Origin of the sequence: Kaistia algarum, assembly GCF_026343945.1 — a bacterium.
GTDB classification, from domain to species: domain Bacteria; phylum Pseudomonadota; class Alphaproteobacteria; order Rhizobiales; family Kaistiaceae; genus Kaistia; species Kaistia algarum.
In genome coordinates this window covers 1180746-1198473 of sequence record NZ_JAPKNJ010000001.1, presented here as the reverse complement: position 1 = coordinate 1198473, position 17728 = coordinate 1180746, and the positions used below count along the sequence as shown (strand labels likewise).

Here is a 17728-nt window from a genome sequence, read left to right as displayed (position 1 = left end):
CACTTTCGTGATAACTAATTGTAAATTCATGTTAATCTGCTTTTGGCTCGAGCTTGTCGAGCCTAGCGGCGCAATCTTTGCTACACATTCTGCTGCACAATTTGCTAATGTCAGACCCAGTGTCGGTGGCGCGGGAGATACGTGGTGGCGGCTGAAGTTCCAATCCGGCGCGGCGCTACCTTCCATCTCCGGAAGCGTGTGCCGAAGCGTTATGCCGCCATCGAGCCTCGATCCACAGTTTGGATATCGCTGCACACGGATTCGGAGACTGTTGCCCGGAGCAAGGCTCCGATCGCCTGGCAGCATCTCGTCGATGGCTGGGAGGCGCGACTGGCTGGCGATAGTGCAGATGCTGAGGAGCGCTTTGCTGCCGCCAGGGATCTCGCATCTGCTCGAGGCTTCCGGTATCTGCGGGCGAGCGAGGTGGCCAGATTGCCCCTGGAGGAGCGCCTGGCTCGCATCGAAGCGATTCCAGTGCTCGGCGACAAACCCGATGCTCCAACCGCGGCTGCCGTTCTGGGTGGCGTCGACGAGCCAGGGATCACGGTTACGCGCGCCTTGGAATTGTTCTGGACGCTTGCCGCCGACCGCACGCTTGGCAAGAGCGAGGATCAGCTCCGTCGTTGGAAAAATCCCCGCAAGAAGGCGATCGCCAATTTCGTTCGACTGATTGGGGACAAGCCGATCCACGAGATCACGCCGGACGACATGTTGGACTTTCGGCAGTGGTGGCTCGACAAGATCACGGATGAGGGTCTAACTCCGAACAGTGCCAACAAGGATCTGGTTCATCTCGGTGATACGCTGAAGACTATCAACCGCATGAAGCGGCTTCGACTGGTCCTGCCCCTATCGGATCTTGCGATCAAGGAGGGTGAAGCCCGGGTTCGGCCACCCTTCTCTTCGGACTGGATCCGCCGCCGCCTGCTGAAGCCGGGCGCCCTTCGAGGCCTCAATAAGGAGGCGCGCTGTATCCTGCTCGGCATGGTCAATACCGGGTATCGGCCGAGCGAGGGCGCCGGGCTTTTGCCGCACCACATTCGGCTGGACGCCAAAGTTCCCCATATCAGCATTGAGCCGGAAGGAAGGCAGCTGAAGAGCCGGAATGCCCGCCGCGTCATCCCCCTGGTCGGCGTCAGCCTTGAGGCCTTCCGCGAATGTCCGGAAGGGTTCCCTCGATACCGCGCCAGTCCGTCTCTTTCGGCGACGGTGAACAAGTTCCTCGACGAGAACGGACTGCTCGAGACGCCGGAGCACAGCCTGTACGGGCTGAGGCACTCCTTTGAGGATCGGATGATCGCCGCGAAAGTCGACGACGGTATCCGACGTGATCTGTTCGGCCACGGTCTCGGTCGCGAGCGATATGGCAGCGGCGCGACGCTGGAACATCTGGAGCGTGTCGTTCAGGCCTTTGCCCTCTGAGATCGGGCGATCAGACGCGCTCTCTCGATGGGATCATTGGCGACCTCGAGTTCGGCGATGTCCTGCTCGAGAGCTTCAAAGATCGGCGCATAGACGCGATCCTCGATCACGAGCCACGCGATCTTTGCACGCGCGGCATAGAGCCGTTGCAGCTTCCGCTTTTCCTCGATCTCCAACTCGGCGCTCCGTCGAACATGACTATCCGACACCCCACTATAGCGAGCGGTCCGACGGCAACGCACAGAAAGTCTGAAGAATACTTTCGGAATTTCTTCTGCGTTTCGACCTGCTCGACGCTATAAGGTTGGGTTTGTCTGGCGCGGCCGGTCCAGGTTCGCCATTCTCTTGAGGCAGCGAGGAGGATGCGAGTGCCACCGTCGGCGGACAGTGGCGCCGCCACGCGACGTCATCGTCATGCATCTTGGGGATACGAATACCCTGATGGAGTGCCGTCGTCGCGCTCAGGCGACCACCGGGGGGCACGGTCTCAGTTCTTCCGACAGATGCATCAGGCCGCCCGTACCGGCGACTATGAACCTGGCCGCTCTGGCGCGGCGAAGCCTAATAGCTATTCACCCAGAATTTGCCTGAGGTCTTCTAGACATGGGCAATCAAGTCCTGCGGAAAATTCCACCGGAGAACGAACAATCTGCGTCGCTACTCTGTGCGCATCAGCGTGGCCTGTCGAACTGCCGTTTTCTCGTCATCTGCGCTTGTCTTTGAGCTGCGGCAAGATGGTTTACACCGCATCGATTTTTTATCGGCTGTCAACTTAGCGTAACCTTTTGTCAGCCTTTCGGAAGCACCGGCTCGTATTCGAATACGAGGGAGGTCGTTTCGGTGGTTTACATCTCGGTTGACGGCAGACGATCGGCGGGCGCTCGTTCAGGTTGGGATTGAGGTCGCAGTCAGATGACGGGTGGACAGATGCGACCTTGTCACGACGACGATATTCCGGGTTCAACCTGGGATGCGGATCATGATCACCCACGAGTTTGTTCTCTCTTGAATCGTATGTTTCCCAGGGCCGGCAGTGACCTTGCCCTCTGGAATGCCCTCGGCTTATGCAGGACTCCGTCCTGGTGGTGATCGACGACTTCACCCGCGAGTGCCTGGCGCTCGTCGTCGACACGTCGCTGTCGGGCACGCGGGTGGCGCGGGAACTCGACGCCATTGCCCAAGCGCGCGGACGGCCGCTGATGATCGTCTCCGACAACGGAACCGAACTGACATCGCGGTCGATCCTCCAGTGTCAGGAGGACAACCACGTCGAGTGGCACTACATCGCGCCCGGGAATCCTACCCAGAACGGCTTCGTCGAAAGCCTGAACGGCCGCTTCCGGGACGAGTGCCTCAACGAACACCTGTTCTGCGGCATGGCAGCGGCACGCCGCATCATCGAAGAATTGAGGATCGACTACAACGAGCGCCGGCCGCACACGAGCCTGCGCGGCCTCACCCCGAACGAGTTTGCAACCCGGTCCAGATCGGACCAAAAAGAACAGAGTCCAGTTATGAACGAGGGCTCATCGGGGACAAGGTCAGTCGCGATCCATTTGATCTTGCCACCTTTAATCGAATAGCAGAACCGAGCCGTCCGATTTCCAGTCTGGGGCGCCAAGTTCCTCGCGCAGGAACATCGCCTCGATTGCGAGCCGAACTGCGTCGCCTCCTCTTAGTGACTGGTCGGCCCCCTCCGATACCATCCTTTGAAGCTGATCGGAGTCATCATCGGTATCTCCCATCGGCCAAAGGGCGGATTCGGCCAGATTACGTTTCCTCTGCATCAGGCTATTGAGGAGACAGTCGAAGGAATTTTCGCGGTAGCCGCTATGGATCGCCATCGGCAGGTGTACGGTAACCGGTTTGGTCTGACCGATGCGATGCACTCGGTCGTTGCACTGCTCTTCGACCGCTGGGTTCCACCATCGAGAAAGATGAATGACGTGCGTCGCCGCGGTAAGTGTGAGGCCCGTGCCTGCCGCCTTGGGACCGAGCACAAGCAGGTCGAAGCCCGGTTCCCTTTCAAGGGCCTGGAATCGGTTGACGATTTCCTGCCGGGATTTGATCGGCGTGTCACCATTAATCAGGTCGATTCTGCTCAATCTGAACTCAGCCTTGGCTAGTTCGATGAATCGATACTGCATCCGCCGGTGCTCGATGAACACCAGCGCTCGTTCTCCCGCGTCGCGTATGCGCCCTATCAAATCGAAGCATGCGGACAATCGCGCTGAGGATCCGATGAAATCTCCGTCGGGTTGGCGGCCCTCCAGGTCTGGATGGACCGAGACGGCACGGATGTGATGCAGCATTTTGAGTGCGGCCCCCCGACCGCCCTGGGCCAGCTTCAGTCGCGCATCCTCGTAGGCCAACTCCTGCGCCTTTGGCATAGCACGGGGGTAGAGCCGCCGGCTCTTGCCCGGCAGGTCCTTCGCGACCTGAGACTTCAGCCGGCGGATCCCGGTGGGTGGAACACGCTCCTGAGTCTTGAAGATGCGGGTGTGCAGGTCAGCCATATTGGCTGTGTCTGGACGGCGGTAGCGCTCCAGGAAGTTGCTTTCGGTGTCCAGTCTGCCGGGCGCCACTTGATCCATGATCGACCAGATATCGAGCACGGAGTTCTCGATCGGGGTGCCGGTGAGACCGATGGTAAAATCCGCCTTCACGCCACGCGCAGCGGTCGAGCGCATGCTTCGATTGTTCTTGAGGGTCTGGATCTCGTCGTAGACGGCCGCCGCAAACGGAATGGTCGCGAGAGAGTGCTGGTAGTTCGTGAGCGTAGTATAGGTGGTGAGTACCCAGAGGCGATGCGCACGTCCTTCCGCAACCGCTTCGTGCAGAAATCCGAGATCAAGCTTGGCCGAGCCGCTGTCGATGTCCTTGCCGCCCTCCCCAATGCGCTTTCGCGAGCTGGTGCCGCTGCCATAGAGGCGGATGACGTGGCCCAAACCGGGATCGCCGAGGTGTCGCTCGACCTCCTGCTCCCAGTTGATCAGCAGCGAGGTGGGCGCCACGACCAGCAACGGTCTTCGTGTGGTGGCCTCGATCATGTTCGACTGCAACCAAGTCAGGAACGTTATGGTCTGCAGGGTTTTTCCTAAGCCCTGCTCGTCGGCGTTGAGAACGCCCGGCAGTCCAGCCTCCCAGGCAGCGACTTGCCACTCGAAGCTCTCCACCTGGTGCGGCTTCAGCGGGGTTCTCACCAATGAAGGGGGGCTGCGTGAAACTACCTTTCGTGGTTTCAGTTCGGCAAACCACTGCAGCTCGCGCAAATTGCTCTTGCTGTCGAGCACGACTGGCCCGGCTGCACCGAGCAGTGGATCTTCCTCCGGATCAGATTGCTGGTCAGTGGCAGCGATTCTGGTTTCAATGGTCCTGAGCGTCTCCGGGCGCGCGGGAATTTCGATCCCGTCGCGGACGATTACATCCTGCTCGGAGGCAAGCGCGTCAGTCACGTCGTCCCGGAGCTGTTCGAGTGCGGGCTTGGGCAAGTCAGCCAGATATTCCCCCAGCTTCCGCCCGAAATCCTCGGGCATCCATGTGCCGCCACCACTGGTGCCGGGCGGCGCTGGCTCCTTCTCAAATATCTTCAGGCCGACGACCCGGCTTGAAAACTGCGCCGTCTCCACCAGAACCGGGCCAGCGGCTGCCTCGATCGATTCCTCGATGCTGGCAGCATCTAGGTTGTCGAGCAGGCCGCGGCGCTCAAGTTCACCCTCGATGGCGGTCGTTATTGCGGGGCGGGGATTTGAAATGAACTCCCGTCGTTCACCGCGCGAGCCGCGCTGCTTTTCCGCCATAACTCGAAGTGCCGGCATGGCACCACGATCCACGATCAGGTAGCTGCCTGGCTTGAGCCGATAGGCGGCGAGCGCCCCACGATCGCGCAACCGTTGCTGAAACATGCGCAACGCGTCGCCGCTCAGTTCACCAAGCGCCTCGTCGATCTCACCATCCCGCGCTGCATCCTCCTCCTGTAGGCGTTCGCGGGAGAATGGCACCACCTCAAAGTCGGTCGCATCCTCGTTGGGCGAGACGGAAAACGCGTCGGCCAGGCGAACCTCCAGGCTCGAAAGAAAATCCGTCATCGACATGCGGGCGGCATTGTCCCCTCGGCTCATCTGCAAGCCGGGCTCCAGCGCTTGCCGGAAGCGTGCCAGCGCCTCCCAGTCGGCTGCGTCATCCGCCTGAGGACTCGCTCCATCGGCAACCTCGATCGCCTTCAGCATCCAATGGGGGATCAGCCGCGGCCCTTGAGCAGTCTCGAGGATAGCTCCGACGCGTGGCGGCGACTGGCGATGGCCGCCCTTGCTCCATCGATACACCAGCTTGAAATTGCTCGCGCCGACTATCCCCTCGACCTCCGTGCTGAAGGTCAGGTCGACTGCCTTGGGTAGGCTCAAAGTCGCAGCAGTCGAAGCATCAACTTGCGAGGCAACCTCGTGGGATATCCAGATGTTGTCGTCGGACAGGCACATGTTGTCGGGATCATCGGCACTGAGCTCTCGAAGATCCGCGATCGCAACGATCAGGTCGCGCTCAGTCGCCGGCAATCGTCGGAGGTCTCGTGCCGGTGGCTTCCGGAGCAGGTGGAGCAGCCCACCCCGTTCGGCCGGAAGTCGTAGTGTGATTCCCGCCGGGTCGTAGTGAAGCTCAAGTGCCATCGGCCTAAATCCTCTCCCGCACCCAGCCCTGCCAGTCTCCCAAGTGCATCTTGGCCTGCGCGCCTCTGATCGATCTGATCAGTTCGCAGTCATATCCGTCTTGATAGAGCTTGGGCCTTCCCGCTGCTGACTCGTCGAAGACGTGCACCTTATAGTTGTGCGACCCCTCGACAACGATCTTCGATCCTATCTTGAGGATCAGCAGGCAGGTGCGAATTCGACTGCCGCCGGCAATCTGCCGTCCAAATTTCAACCCCGGTCGCCCTGCTGCCCGCTGTCGGGCCAGACGCGCGCCCTCGTCGCTAAGCGCGACCCAGGCGCTCGTGATGCGTCTCTCCTGATGGAGCTTCATCCAGAACTGCCGGCGTGGAGTCCACATGTGACTCGTCTCGACGTCAGACACGATGTCCATGAAGAACCGGATATTCTCACCCGTCAGCCATCGGGAGAGATGCTCCACTAGGTCGTCCGCGACGCCATTCCATGGCGCCTCCTTGCCTCGCGTCCTCGGATCGCCGTAAAGGCCGGTGATTCGCGTCGTCAGCTCGGACCGTAGATCGGAAGGCGGATCGGACGTTCTCCAGGGCATCAGGAGGGCGGAGATGGCCTCGGACGCGCCCTCCGCCTTCGGCTGCGCGCCCTCTGGTTTCAGCCAGTTGAGCAGCTTGTCGATGGCAGGGGGCTCCGCCAGATCTGGTGCAAGGGCCTTCACAAATGCCAGATGAGCGTGCGTCATTAGGCCAGGGGCGTGAGGGCTCCTGAGGTTGATGGACTTCAAATTACTCCACGGCTGGGGCATCGACAGCATCAGCTGGCTCACCTGTTCATGCGCTGAAACACCGTCGAGAAGGCGTGGCACCGCTTGCAGCAGCACGCTCCAGCGGCCGCCGAGCGCGTCGGCCACCCGGCTCAGGCTTCGGGCAAGCGCCACCGTATGGGCTGCGCGCGGCACGTAGGAGCCAATATAGACTGCCACCATCGCCCGTCGGAACGACGCGCTGTCGTTGGCGATGATCTCGTCGAGATAGAACTGTCGTAGCTTGGCAAGATCCGGCCGCTCTCGGCGCTCGTTGTCGAATAGTGCAACCGCGGCAGTGGTGACAAACGAGGTATGCACGTCTCGCCAGTCTTCTTGCTCCAGCCGCCGGAGCATCTCTTGAACGAGGCGCTCCCGGTCCTTCTCCGGCGGCTCCTTCACGGCATCCGGCCAGCGCGCCAACACACGTTCGGCCGCAGCAGCGAGTGGCGCGAGCCCAGACAGCGGCCGTGGCTGATAGGGAGCGTGCCGCCTCAGGACCTCGGACAGGCTCATGGAGAAGTCTCCGCTGGGTCGGCGCCGAGCCGCTCCCGGATCCGAACGATCTCGTTGGAAACCGCCGGCGTATACATGATGATCCGGAGGTCAATGCGCCGGTTGGTTGCCCGGCCAGTCTTGGTCTCGTTCCCTGCAATCGGCCGCATATCTCCGTATCCCGCAACCGACAGCACGGGCTGCTGGCGGAAGTTCAGATGTTTGTCGAGGTTCGGCTGGCGGTCGATCATGGCGCCGAAGGTCTCGTTGGCGCGATTGGTGGAGAGCTGCAGGTTGCTCCTTGGATCGCCAGTCGAATCTGTGTGGCCCTCGATCTGCACCGCCTCGATGATTGCGGCATTGGCGTTGCAGTCATTCGCCCAGTGGGCGCTCGGACCGAGCGTGTAGCAGGGCAGGATCTGCTCAAGCCGCGATGCGATTGATTCGACGATAGAGCGCTTCTCGGGGCGCAGCACGGCCTGCCCACTCTCGAATAGGCCGTCGCCCTGGAAGCGCAGCGCGTCATTCTCCTCGCTGAGCATCACCTGCAGATCGGGAAAGTCGATTTTCAGTTGGTCGCGCAGCTGCTCAAGGATGCGCTTCCTTACAAGAGCTGTTTGCGCCAGATATTGTTCAAGCGGATCCTTGGCTTCGATCTGCGCCAGCAGGCGGGCGATTTCTTCTTTGAGTGCTTCGATCTCATGCTGCGCCGCTGTCAGTTCGGCGGCAGCCTTGTCGCGCTGCGCCACCACCTGGTCATACTCGACGCGCGACACGCTTTCGCGCGGATCGAACCGGCTGGCGAAGAACGCCAGCATGATCATCAGGATGAACAGAAAGCTAACCGTCATGTCGGTCATCGAGACGAAGACCGACTCCTCTTCATCCTCACGGCTGCGGCGGCGGAATGCGGTGCGCATTATCGAGCCCGCGATCGGGGTATGAACTCTTCGGCCGATTCGACCACCGATTTCAGCGTGTCGATCGCAGGCTGCATTGTCTGCTGCAGCTCCTGAACATGGTGCCGCATTCCGTCCACGGCGCCGGCCACCTGCTGGGTGTAGATCTCGAAGGCGCGTCCCAGCTTGCCGTCGATATCGTCAATGCGCGCGCCCTGCTCGCGCAACCGATCCAGCGCTACACCGATGCCAGCGAGGGCGTTCTCGATCGCCCTTTGCTCGCTGCCGAGCACGGCCTGCGCGGCGGCCAGCGCGTCGGCGGCCGAACGTGCGGTCGAATCGGCCGACCGAGTGATGGAGGCTCCCACGCTCTGCGTGGTCTCGGCGAGAGACGAGACCGAGGCCTGAATGCCGCCGATCGCGGAGCGGATGGGGTCGGCGGCGGTGCTGAGATCCTGGGAGGCGGCGCGGAACGTTGTCGCCGCGAGCACGGAGGCATCCGCGCCGGATCTCACTCCGTCGGCGAGCAGACGGAAATCTGTGCTCGCCGCGGCGACCTGATTCACTACGCCCGCCATCTTGTTTGCAATCTCATCAAGCGGCCCGAGGATTTCGAAGGCCGCTTTTTCGGAGGCCTCGCTCGCGATGCGGCCAAGCTCTTGACCCGCAGCCTCGATATGCCCACGAGCGACCTCCCCACCTGTCCTACTTGCGTGCTCAAGCTGCTGGCGAAACCCCTCGCCGGCCTGTCGGAGGTCGGATGCCGCCGCGCTCATCGCCGCTGCGCCGGCCGATGTGTTTTCGCGGATGCCTTCCAGCGTCTGGTTCATCACACCGAGCAATTTTTCAGCCCCGGCATTAAAGGTGCCGCCCGTATCCCGGGCGGCCTCGCCGAGCGTGTCGCGAATGCCCCCTACGGCCTCTGACACGCGCGTCAGCGCAATGTTCAGCTCGTCTCCGACCTTCCCGGAACTCTGATCCATGCGGGCCGAAAGCTCGGCAATTCGATCCCCGGCCTGGGCGAGATGGCGACTGGCATCGTTCAACGCCTTGCCGACATCGTCCGTGAAGCGGGCGCTGAGGCTGTCCACCATCGCGCCGACCCCATCGGCACCGGCCTTGCCGACCTGGTCAATCAGCGGCCGCATCGCCGTTTCGATACTGGACGAGATGGCCCTCGGGATCTCCTCCTTCAGCGGGCGGCCGAGCTCGGCGACCAGCTCATGGCCGAGCGTCTGCATGAATTCGCGCTGCGCCCGGACCGCGGCCAGCTGATCGGCCGCAAGTCGTTCGAGACTCAGGAAGGATAGACGCTCCTCAATCCCGGCGGACAGCGTGTGGGCGACATCTTCCGCTCTGCCGATGCCGAACCGCAGCACAATGGTGAAGACGATCGAGCACGCCAAGCCCGTGAGCGACATGATGAACTTGGCCGACGCGACGGTCAGCAGCACATTGAGCTGCTCGGCACCGATGGTGCCGCCACTGCCACTCGCCATCGAATCGAGCGCAGAGACGAGGCCGAGGAAGGTCAGGAACAGGCCGATCGAGACGAAAAGGCCCGGCATATGCCGCCAGAACCCGGCGCCGAACCCTAGATCCTCCAGATTGAAGAAGGCGGAGGGTCGAACCGAATTGTGATAGATCGGTCGGCCACCCTCGTCTTGAAGGATGAGTGTTTCGGCAAATTCGTTCCAGGCTGCGGCGATCTTTCGGCCCGACGCGGACCGAAAGCCGTTGATCTCGCGCTGGAGCGCGTCGAACCGAGCGCTCAGTTGCTCGCCGTCATTGAACTGGCGGATCGCCCGGTTCAGCCTCCGCATGGCAGCTACATGTGCGCGCGTCTCCCGCAAGAACAAGGCGCAACAGATGAGCAACGCTGCGACAAGGGCCAGAGTGACGAGACCGGGAGCATAGTCCTCTCGGAGATAAGCGGCCCCGCTTAGCACAATGGATCGAACGATACGTCCGATCTGCTGGATTAAGTCCATAAACAAGCCCCCACTACCAGACACAAAGCTATCGCTACGAACTGGCCAACCGCAAGCTGTACCGAGCGGTCGGAGGGCGCATTCCTGTTTCAGGTTCCCCCGCTCAAGCAGAAAATTCGGCGCGGGCGCTGCTCTTCAAGTTGAGCGATGCCAAGAACTGAGCGCATCAACCAGCTAATTGGGGACATGCGCGCAGCGACCCTCCGCTTTCGATCGCCGTGACGGGAATCACGGCCTGCAGCAGTTCGAGGATCAAAATGCCGGGCTCACAGTCAAATCCGCAGCCTGATCCTGTCTCCCCGCAGGGGAGCCCTCTAACTGAGGGGTCAACTTTGCGCGCCGAACGACAGCCGTATATTGAATGGGACCTCGAATAGCATATGGCAGTCGGGGGGCAGGAAGAGGTTGAACAGTTTCTATGAGCGGCCGATCCTGAACTCGCCCTACCGCGCGCCGGACCTGCATCATCCACTCGACAAGAACGGTCAGCCGCTCGAGGGAGAGCCGCGCCAGGGGCGCCGCCCCTCCCGGTTCATCGTTCCCGTTCCCGCATCGCGCAAGCGGGCGTCGGCCAATCAGGCATCCCTCGATCTTGAGACCTATACCGAGAACGCGCTGATCAACGAGATCAGGGCCTATGTTGACCAGTGGCGCACCTTGCGCAATCCAATTGACTGGGGCGTCACTTCCGTTTCCCAGAGGCTGCTGGAGCACTGGCGCAGACCAAGTGGTTGGTCGGCTCAACAACCGTTCTTCTGTCAGGTCGAAGCCGTCGAGACGATCATTTGGTTGACCGAGGTCGCGCCGAGGCGCGCGGCCACAAAAGGCCTGTTAGATCAGATCGAGAGGCACAATCAGGAGGCCAATCCAGAGCTCTTTCGTCTGGCCATGAAGATGGCCACCGGCAGCGGCAAGACGACGGTCATGGCCATGCTGATAGCATGGCAGGCCGTCAATGCCGCCCGCAAGGAATCGAAGGATTTTTCTCGCGCCTTTCTGATCGTCGCGCCCGGGATCACGATCAAGGATCGGCTCCGCGTGCTCCAGCCCAGCGAACCCGATAACTATTACGAAACACGCGAGATCGTGCCTCCAGAGATGCTGCCCGACATCCGTCGCGCGGAAATCGTGATCACCAACTACCATGCCTTCCAGCACCGCGAGATGATGGCACTGCCGAAGGTCGCGAGCAGCTTCCTGCAAGGCAACGATCCGGTTCCGCTGAAGACGACGGAAACCGACGCGGAGATGCTGAAGCGGGCTTGCGAAAAGCTGCTCAACTATGACCGCGTCAACGTCATCAACGACGAGGCTCATCACTGCTACCGGCACAAGGTGGGCGCCGACGCCGAAGGCGCGCTGACCGGCGACGACAAGCGGGAAGCGGTGGAGAACGAGGAGGCGGCACGGCTCTGGATCAACGGGATCGAGGCGCTGGACCGCAAGCTGTCCAAGGGCGTGCGCGCGGTCTACGACCTTTCTGCAACCCCCTTTTTCCTGCGCGGCTCCGGCTATCACGAAGGGACGCTGTTTCCATGGGTCGTGTCCGATTTCAGCCTGATGGACGCGATCGAGAGCGGCATCGTCAAGCTTCCGCGCGTCCCAGTCAGCGACAACCTCGTGCGGTCCGATACTGTCGTCTATCGCGACTTGTGGAAGCAGATCGGCAAAGATCTACCGAAGACGGCGGCCGGCGCCGCCAAGCTCAGCGCATTCGACCTGCCGCCCATGCTCAGGACCGCCCTGACAACGCTCTACAGCCATTATGAGGGCGAGTTCGATCGCTGGGAGCGGGCCAGTATCGCCGTGCCGCCGGTCTTCATCGTCGTCTGCCAGAATACCGCCATCTCCAGGCTGGTCTTCGAATGGATCGCGGGCTTCGAGCGCGGCGATGCCGAGGAAGGCGAGCGGGCGGCCTTTCATGCCGGCCATCTGGAGCTGTTTCGCAACTATGACGACCAGGGCGGCCGGCTGCCGCGTCCATGCACGCTCTTGATCGACTCGCGCCAGATCGAATCCGGCGATGCGCTCGATAAGGGCTTTCGCGACGCCGCCGGCGCCGAGATCGACCAGTTCAAGCGCGAGGTTGCGGCGCGCGCGGGCGCCGGCGCTATCGGAGCTGAGGTCGGAGAGAGCGCATTGCTGCGCGAGGTAATGAACACGGTCGGCCGCCCTGGCAGACTCGGCGAGCAGATCCGCTGCGTTGTCTCGGTGTCGATGCTCACCGAGGGCTGGGACACCAACACCGTGACGCATATCCTTGGTGTCCGCGCCTTCGGCACCCAGCTTCTGTGCGAACAGGTCGTCGGTCGCGGCCTGCGCCGTCAATCCTATGACCTTAATCCCGCCACCGGCCTGTTCGACGTCGAATATGCCGACATCATGGGCATCCCCTTCGACTTCGCGTCCTCGCCGCAGGTCGCCAAGCCGACCAGGCCGAAGCCGGTGACGCGCGTGCACGCGATCAGGGAACGCGCCGCCTTGGAGATCGTCTTCCCGCGCGTCAGCGGCTATCGGCGCGACCTTCCGTCCGAGAAGCTCGACGCGGTTTTCACCGAGGACAGCCGGCTTGTGATCACGCCCGAGGATATCGGCCCAACATCCGTCGTCATGGAGGGGATCGTCGGCGCGGGCGTCACGATCACGCCGGATGTGCTGGAGCGGCTGAGGCCCTCGGAGATCAGCTTCAACCTCGCCAAGCACCTGCTCTACACCAGCTTTCGCGACGACGATGGCTTCCCGAAGCAGCACCTCTTTCCGCAGATCCAGCGCCTCGCACGGCGCTGGCTTGACGAGGGCTACCTCGTGACAAAAGGCGTGCCGGTCGGCGCGATCCTCTATCAAGATCAGCTGGCGCGCGCCGCGGAGAAGATCGACATCGCGTGCACGCGTGCCGGCGGCGGGCGTCTGCTGGCCGTGCTCGACCCCTATAATCCCAAGGGCTCGACGCGCCATGTCAACTTCATCACGTCGAAGCCGTGCTGGGCGACCGGAGCTCGGCCGCCGAAGAGCCAGATCAGCCATGTCGTGCTCGATTCGAGTTGGGAGGAGCAACTGGCGCTGACGCTGGAAGGCCATCCGCGCGTGCTCGCCTATGCCAAGAACCAGGCGCTTGGCTTCGAGATCCCCTATCTCGACGGCGGCATCACCCGGCGCTACCTGCCCGACTTCCTCGTCCGGCTCGACGATGGCGGCGAGGAGCCAATCAACCTGGTGCTCGAGGTAAAGGGCATCAAGGACGAGACCGACAAGGCCAAGGCGGAGACGACGCGCGATCTCTGGGTCCCCGGCGTCAACGCCCTCGGCGGCTTCGGCCGCTGGGCCTTCGCCGAATTCCGCGACTGGACGATGATGGAAGAGGATTTCGCGGTGCTGGTTGAGAAGTTGATGGGGCGCGCGAGATGAGCAAGATTCTATGGGTCAAATTCGGTTGGTCTGAATACTATCGAGGCGGGCCAGTCGGCGGCAATTTTGGTTGGCTCAAGCAGCACATTGGCAAAGAAGACGAAGGCCGCGGGCACGAGGCGTTCAATTTCATGCCAGATGCCAGCGGCACATACTATTGCTATGTCCCCCCTCAGGGCGAGGGTCATGCGCCTTCGCATGACGATCGCGACGGCTGGACTGTCGTCTGTCTTTCAAAGCACCCCAAACATAAGGGCATCCACGTTGTGGGCTGGTATGAGGATGCTACCTTGATCGGACGGGAGGTGTCGCCCAACCCGGTGGCGGAAGCGCAGGGCGAGCCGCACTCGTCTTATTGCATCACGAGCAAGCGGGCCTTTTTCGTGCCGCCGGACTTGCGCATCGACCCCTTCTCGGATCCCTCCGTGAAGCAGGGGAAATACTCGTTCCTCGCGGGGGCCGGCGTGAAAGCGAACGACAACAAAGCCCGCGTTCTCGCACTTCTTGAACAAAGGATCGCGGCGCTCAGGCCCATCGCCATCTCTGGTCCCGATGATGAGCGAGCCCCCGACCCCGAGAATGGGCCGGATCCGCTTGCCGGCTTTGGGACGACCGAACACCGAAAGGCCGTCGAATGCGCTGCCGAAACTGCCGTGAAGAAGCACTACGAGAGCCTTGGATACAAGCCGAATCGCGTTGCTCATCTCAATCGCGGATATGACTACGAGTTTACGAAAGACGATTCCCTTCTCATCGTCGAAGTAAAAGGGACGTCGCTTGCGACGGCCTGCCTTTTTCTGACAAGGAACGAGTATATCCGTCGAGTCGACGATGGATGGCGGCTCGCCATGGTGACGGATGCGCTCGGTGAGCGGCCGCACGTCTCGGTTTACGACCTCCATGAGTTTCATCGGACATTCGATCTTGAACCTCTCGTCCTTATCGGTCGACCGATCTTCGAACCGAAGGTCGCCGCCTGATGGCCCGTACGCCGAAAAAGCCGCCCTCCCGTATCATCGACGTGCTCAAGCACGAGGCGGCAAGCCGGACGAATATTCCCACCGCCGAGATGGAGAGCTTCTTTCGGCGCGAGGAGGATGCGCATCCTTTGCCGCCGAAGCATTACGCGCGCGCTCGGCCTCTGGCGGAGGGTGAAACCCGCACGGCGGAGGAGCCGCGGCAGCCGGAGCTGATCTGGAACGGCGCCAGGATCACCATCACCGAGGCGCAGATGAAGGAGCTGGCCGAGACCGGCTCGCTCACGCTTTCGGATGCGCAGCTCGTCTGGCGCGGCAAGGATCGGCAGGACTGGACCGACCTCGTCGTCAACGTGCCGCCGCTCTACATCCAGGAGAAGATCCACCCCAAGGCGATCCTCGACGATCTCAAGCGCCGCACCGCCGCAAAGCGCGAGGCGGAGGCCGACGCGCCGGACCTCTTTGCCGATTTCAACGGCTTCCCCACGGATTGGGCCGAGGACGGCTTCTACAAGCATGACGGCCACTGGTCGAACCGCATGATCCTCGGCGACAGCCTGCAGGTGATGGCGAGCCTCTCCGAGCGCGAGAGCCTCAAGGGCAAGGTGCAGTGCATCTATTTCGATCCGCCCTATGGCATCAAGTTCAACTCGAACTGGCAGGTCTCGACCCAGTCCCGCGACGTCAAGGACGGCAAGCAGGTCGATATTTCGCGCGAGCCGGAGCAGGTGAAGGCGTTTCGAGACACCTGGAAGGACGGCATCCACTCCTACCTGACCTATCTGCGCGACCGGCTGACCGTCATGCGCGACCTCTTGACGGAGAGTGGCTCGATCTTCGTCCAGATCGGCGACGAGAACGTCCATCGAATCAGGGCGGTTATGGATGAGGTGTTTGGGGCGGAGAACTGCGTTTCGGAGATCGGTGTCCCCAAGACGAGCGGCGCCACGTCAGAGCACATCGCCGGTGTGATGGACCTAGTGCTCTTCTATGCCCGCCACAAGGACTCGTTGAAATTTCGTCCTATCTACCGCGACAAGTTGGATATGGTCGGTACATCTGGGTACGGGTGAGCGCAATATCCTGATGGGCAACGTGTTTCTCTATCCGAAGCGTCAGGCGATTACCGTGTGTATGCTCAAGGAGACATGACGAGCCAACGGCCACCCGGTTCATTTCCAGTGAAATTCCAGGGACGGACCTTCACGCCTAAATCCAATTATTGGAAGACTGGTGAAGTCGGGATGTCTCGGCTAACCAAGGCGACCCGGCTCGACCCGATGCGTGACACGATCCGCTATGTCCGGTTCCTTGATGATTTCCCGGCTATACCAATTAACAACTATTGGGCGGACATTAGCGGAGCTGTCCAGAGTCGAACAGATCCAAAGGTATATGTGGTCCAATCATCGCGCGAACTAATTCAGCGATGTATTGTTATGGCCACCGATCCCGGCGATCTCGTGCTCGATCCGACTTGCGGCTCCGGCACCACGGCCACTGTCGCGGAGCAATGGGGGCGGCGCTGGATTACCATGGATACCAGCCGCGTCGCCCTGACGCTGGCGCGGACAAGGCTGATGGCGGCGCGCTATCCCTGGTATCTGCTCGCCGACAGTCGCGAGGGCCGCGCCAAGGAGGCCGCGCTGACGAAGCGTCCTCCGGCCGAGACGCCTGTTTACGGCGACCTCCGCCAGGGCTTCGTCTATGAGCGCGTGCCGCATGTCACGCTGAAATCCATCGCCAACAATCCGCTGATCGACGAGATCTGGGAGAAGTGGCAACAGGTGCTGGAGCCGCTGCGCGGCGAGCTCAACACGGCGATGGACAAGGCCTGGGAGGAATGGGAAATCCCGCGCGACAGCGGCGAGCCGTGGGACAGCGGCTCCGCCAAGGCGCATGCCATCGCGCGCGATGCCTCGCGCCCGGAAGCCGAGCGGATCAGTGCGCTCGCCATCATTGCGCATAATCTCGGTCCGTCGTTCACGTTCGAAACCCTGCCGGAAAAGCCGCGCTTCCCCTGGCCGCAGGAGGCCGAGGCGGCGCATGCTCAATGGTGGGCGGCGCGCATCGCCCGGCAGAAGGAGATCGACGCCTCGATCGCAGCGCGCGCCGATGTCGAATATCTCTACGACAAGCCCTATGTCGACAATGCGCGCGTCCGCGTCGCTGGGCCGTTTACCGTCGAAAGCCTGTCACCGCATCGCGTTCTCCCGGCGAGCGAGGAAGAGCTGATCGACGAGATCGAGGCTGCCGAGGGCCGGCGTTCGGCGTCCGATGCCGCCCTTGCGGACCAGGACTTTGCGACCATCGTAATCGACTATCTCCGGGCCGAAGGCGTCAAGCAGCAGCAGAAGGGCGATCGCGTTACCTTCGAGAGCCTCGTCCCCTGGCCTGGCAATTTCATCGGCGCCAGCGGCACTTTCTTCGAGGGCGAGAATGGACCCGAGCGGCGGGCGGCGATCCTGATCGGCCCGGAATATGGCACGGTCGGCCGTCAGGATTTGGTGGCGGCGGCGCGCGAGGCCGTCGATGCCCGCTTCGACGTGCTGATCGCCTGCGCCTTCAATTTCGACGCCCATTCATCCGAACTCGGCAATCTCGGCAGCCTACGCATCCTGAAGGCGCGCATCAATCCGGACATGCACATGTCCGCCGAGCTCAAGAACACCGGCCGCGGCAACATGTTCGTCGTCTTCGGCGAGCCGGATGTCGACATCCTCGACGAGGGCGGCGAGATGATCCGCGTCAAGGTGAACGGCGTCGATGTCTTCGATCCCAACACTGGCGACATCCGCTCGAACGACACCAAGGGCATCGCCGCCTGGTTCATCGACACCGACTACAACGAGGAAAGCTTCTTCGTCCGCCACGCCTATTTCCTCGGCGACAACGACCCCTACAAGAGCCTGAAGACGGCGCTGCAATCGGAGATTGACGCAGACGCCTGGGCGACGCTCTACTCCGACACGTCGCGCCCCTTCGCGCGCCCGCAAAGCAGCCGCATAGCGGTCAAGGTCATCAACCACTTCGGGGATGAGGTGATGAAGGTGTTCAGGGTGTAAAATAATACTATTGA

At 61.8% G+C, this 17728-nt stretch carries 10 protein-coding genes and 1 pseudogene; 6 read left to right on the top strand and 5 right to left on the bottom strand.

Translation table 11 applies throughout. The features are described 5' to 3' along the window. The first annotated feature begins 141 nt into the window (after positions 1–141). Complete coding sequence (locus tag OSH05_RS05750; RefSeq protein WP_323181372.1) at positions 142–1422, top strand: DUF6538 domain-containing protein; 1281 nt, start codon at positions 142–144, stop codon at positions 1420–1422. On the opposite strand, the gene OSH05_RS05745 is transcribed toward OSH05_RS05750, so the two are convergent. After that, a complete protein-coding gene (locus tag OSH05_RS05745) occupies positions 1404–1598 on the bottom strand; it encodes a hypothetical protein (protein ID WP_104217156.1) in 195 nt (64 codons plus the stop codon). The genes OSH05_RS05750 and OSH05_RS05745 overlap by 19 nt on opposite strands. 900 nt (positions 1599–2498) lie before the next feature. Here OSH05_RS05745 and OSH05_RS05740 point away from each other — a divergent pair. Further along, positions 2499–3005, top strand: a pseudogene (locus OSH05_RS05740) (integrase core domain-containing protein); the annotation flags it as partial. Here the strand turns inward: OSH05_RS05740 and OSH05_RS05735 are convergent. The 4 genes from OSH05_RS05735 to OSH05_RS05720 all read right to left on the bottom strand — a co-directional run bounded on the left by OSH05_RS05735 (position 2994) and on the right by OSH05_RS05720 (position 9844). Then, positions 2994–6086: a DEAD/DEAH box helicase gene (locus OSH05_RS05735; RefSeq protein WP_104217157.1), complete on the bottom strand. Its 3093-nt coding sequence runs from the start codon at positions 6084–6086 to the stop codon at positions 2994–2996. The pseudogene OSH05_RS05740 and the gene OSH05_RS05735 overlap by 12 nt on opposite strands. A gap of 4 nt (positions 6087–6090) precedes the next feature. Next, positions 6091–7398, bottom strand: coding sequence for an EH signature domain-containing protein (locus OSH05_RS05730; protein WP_104217158.1), 1308 nt, complete (start codon positions 7396–7398; stop codon positions 6091–6093). After that, complete coding sequence (locus OSH05_RS05725; RefSeq protein ID WP_266352080.1) at positions 7395–8129, bottom strand: OmpA family protein; 735 nt, start codon at positions 8127–8129, stop codon at positions 7395–7397. The genes OSH05_RS05730 and OSH05_RS05725 overlap by 4 nt, the downstream gene beginning before the upstream one ends. Positions 8130–8296: 167 nt before the next feature. After that, complete coding sequence (locus tag OSH05_RS05720) at positions 8297–9844, bottom strand: hypothetical protein (protein WP_266352079.1); 1548 nt, start codon at positions 9842–9844, stop codon at positions 8297–8299. A gap of 828 nt (positions 9845–10672) precedes the next feature. On the opposite strand from OSH05_RS05720, the gene OSH05_RS05715 reads away from it, so the two are divergent. The 4 genes from OSH05_RS05715 (at position 10673) to OSH05_RS05700 (ending at position 17714) form a co-directional block, all read left to right on the top strand. After that, entirely contained in the window at positions 10673–13672 is a 3000-nt protein-coding gene (locus OSH05_RS05715) for a BPTD_3080 family restriction endonuclease (RefSeq protein ID WP_104217161.1), read from the top strand. Next, the gene (locus OSH05_RS05710; RefSeq protein ID WP_104217162.1) at positions 13669–14652 is read left to right on the top strand and encodes a protein NO VEIN domain-containing protein; all 984 of its coding nucleotides are present in this window, start codon (positions 13669–13671) and stop codon (positions 14650–14652) included. Before OSH05_RS05715 ends, OSH05_RS05710 begins: the two co-directional genes overlap by 4 nt. Beyond that, positions 14652–15722 carry a DNA methyltransferase gene (locus OSH05_RS05705; protein ID WP_104217163.1) on the top strand — a complete coding sequence of 357 codons (1071 nt, stop codon included), beginning with the start codon at positions 14652–14654 and terminating at the stop codon, positions 15720–15722. Before OSH05_RS05710 ends, OSH05_RS05705 begins: the two co-directional genes overlap by 1 nt. Before the next feature lie 75 nt (positions 15723–15797). Continuing rightward, entirely contained in the window at positions 15798–17714 is a 1917-nt protein-coding gene (locus OSH05_RS05700; protein WP_104217164.1) for a DNA methyltransferase, read from the top strand. Positions 17715–17728: the final 14 nt, after the last annotated feature.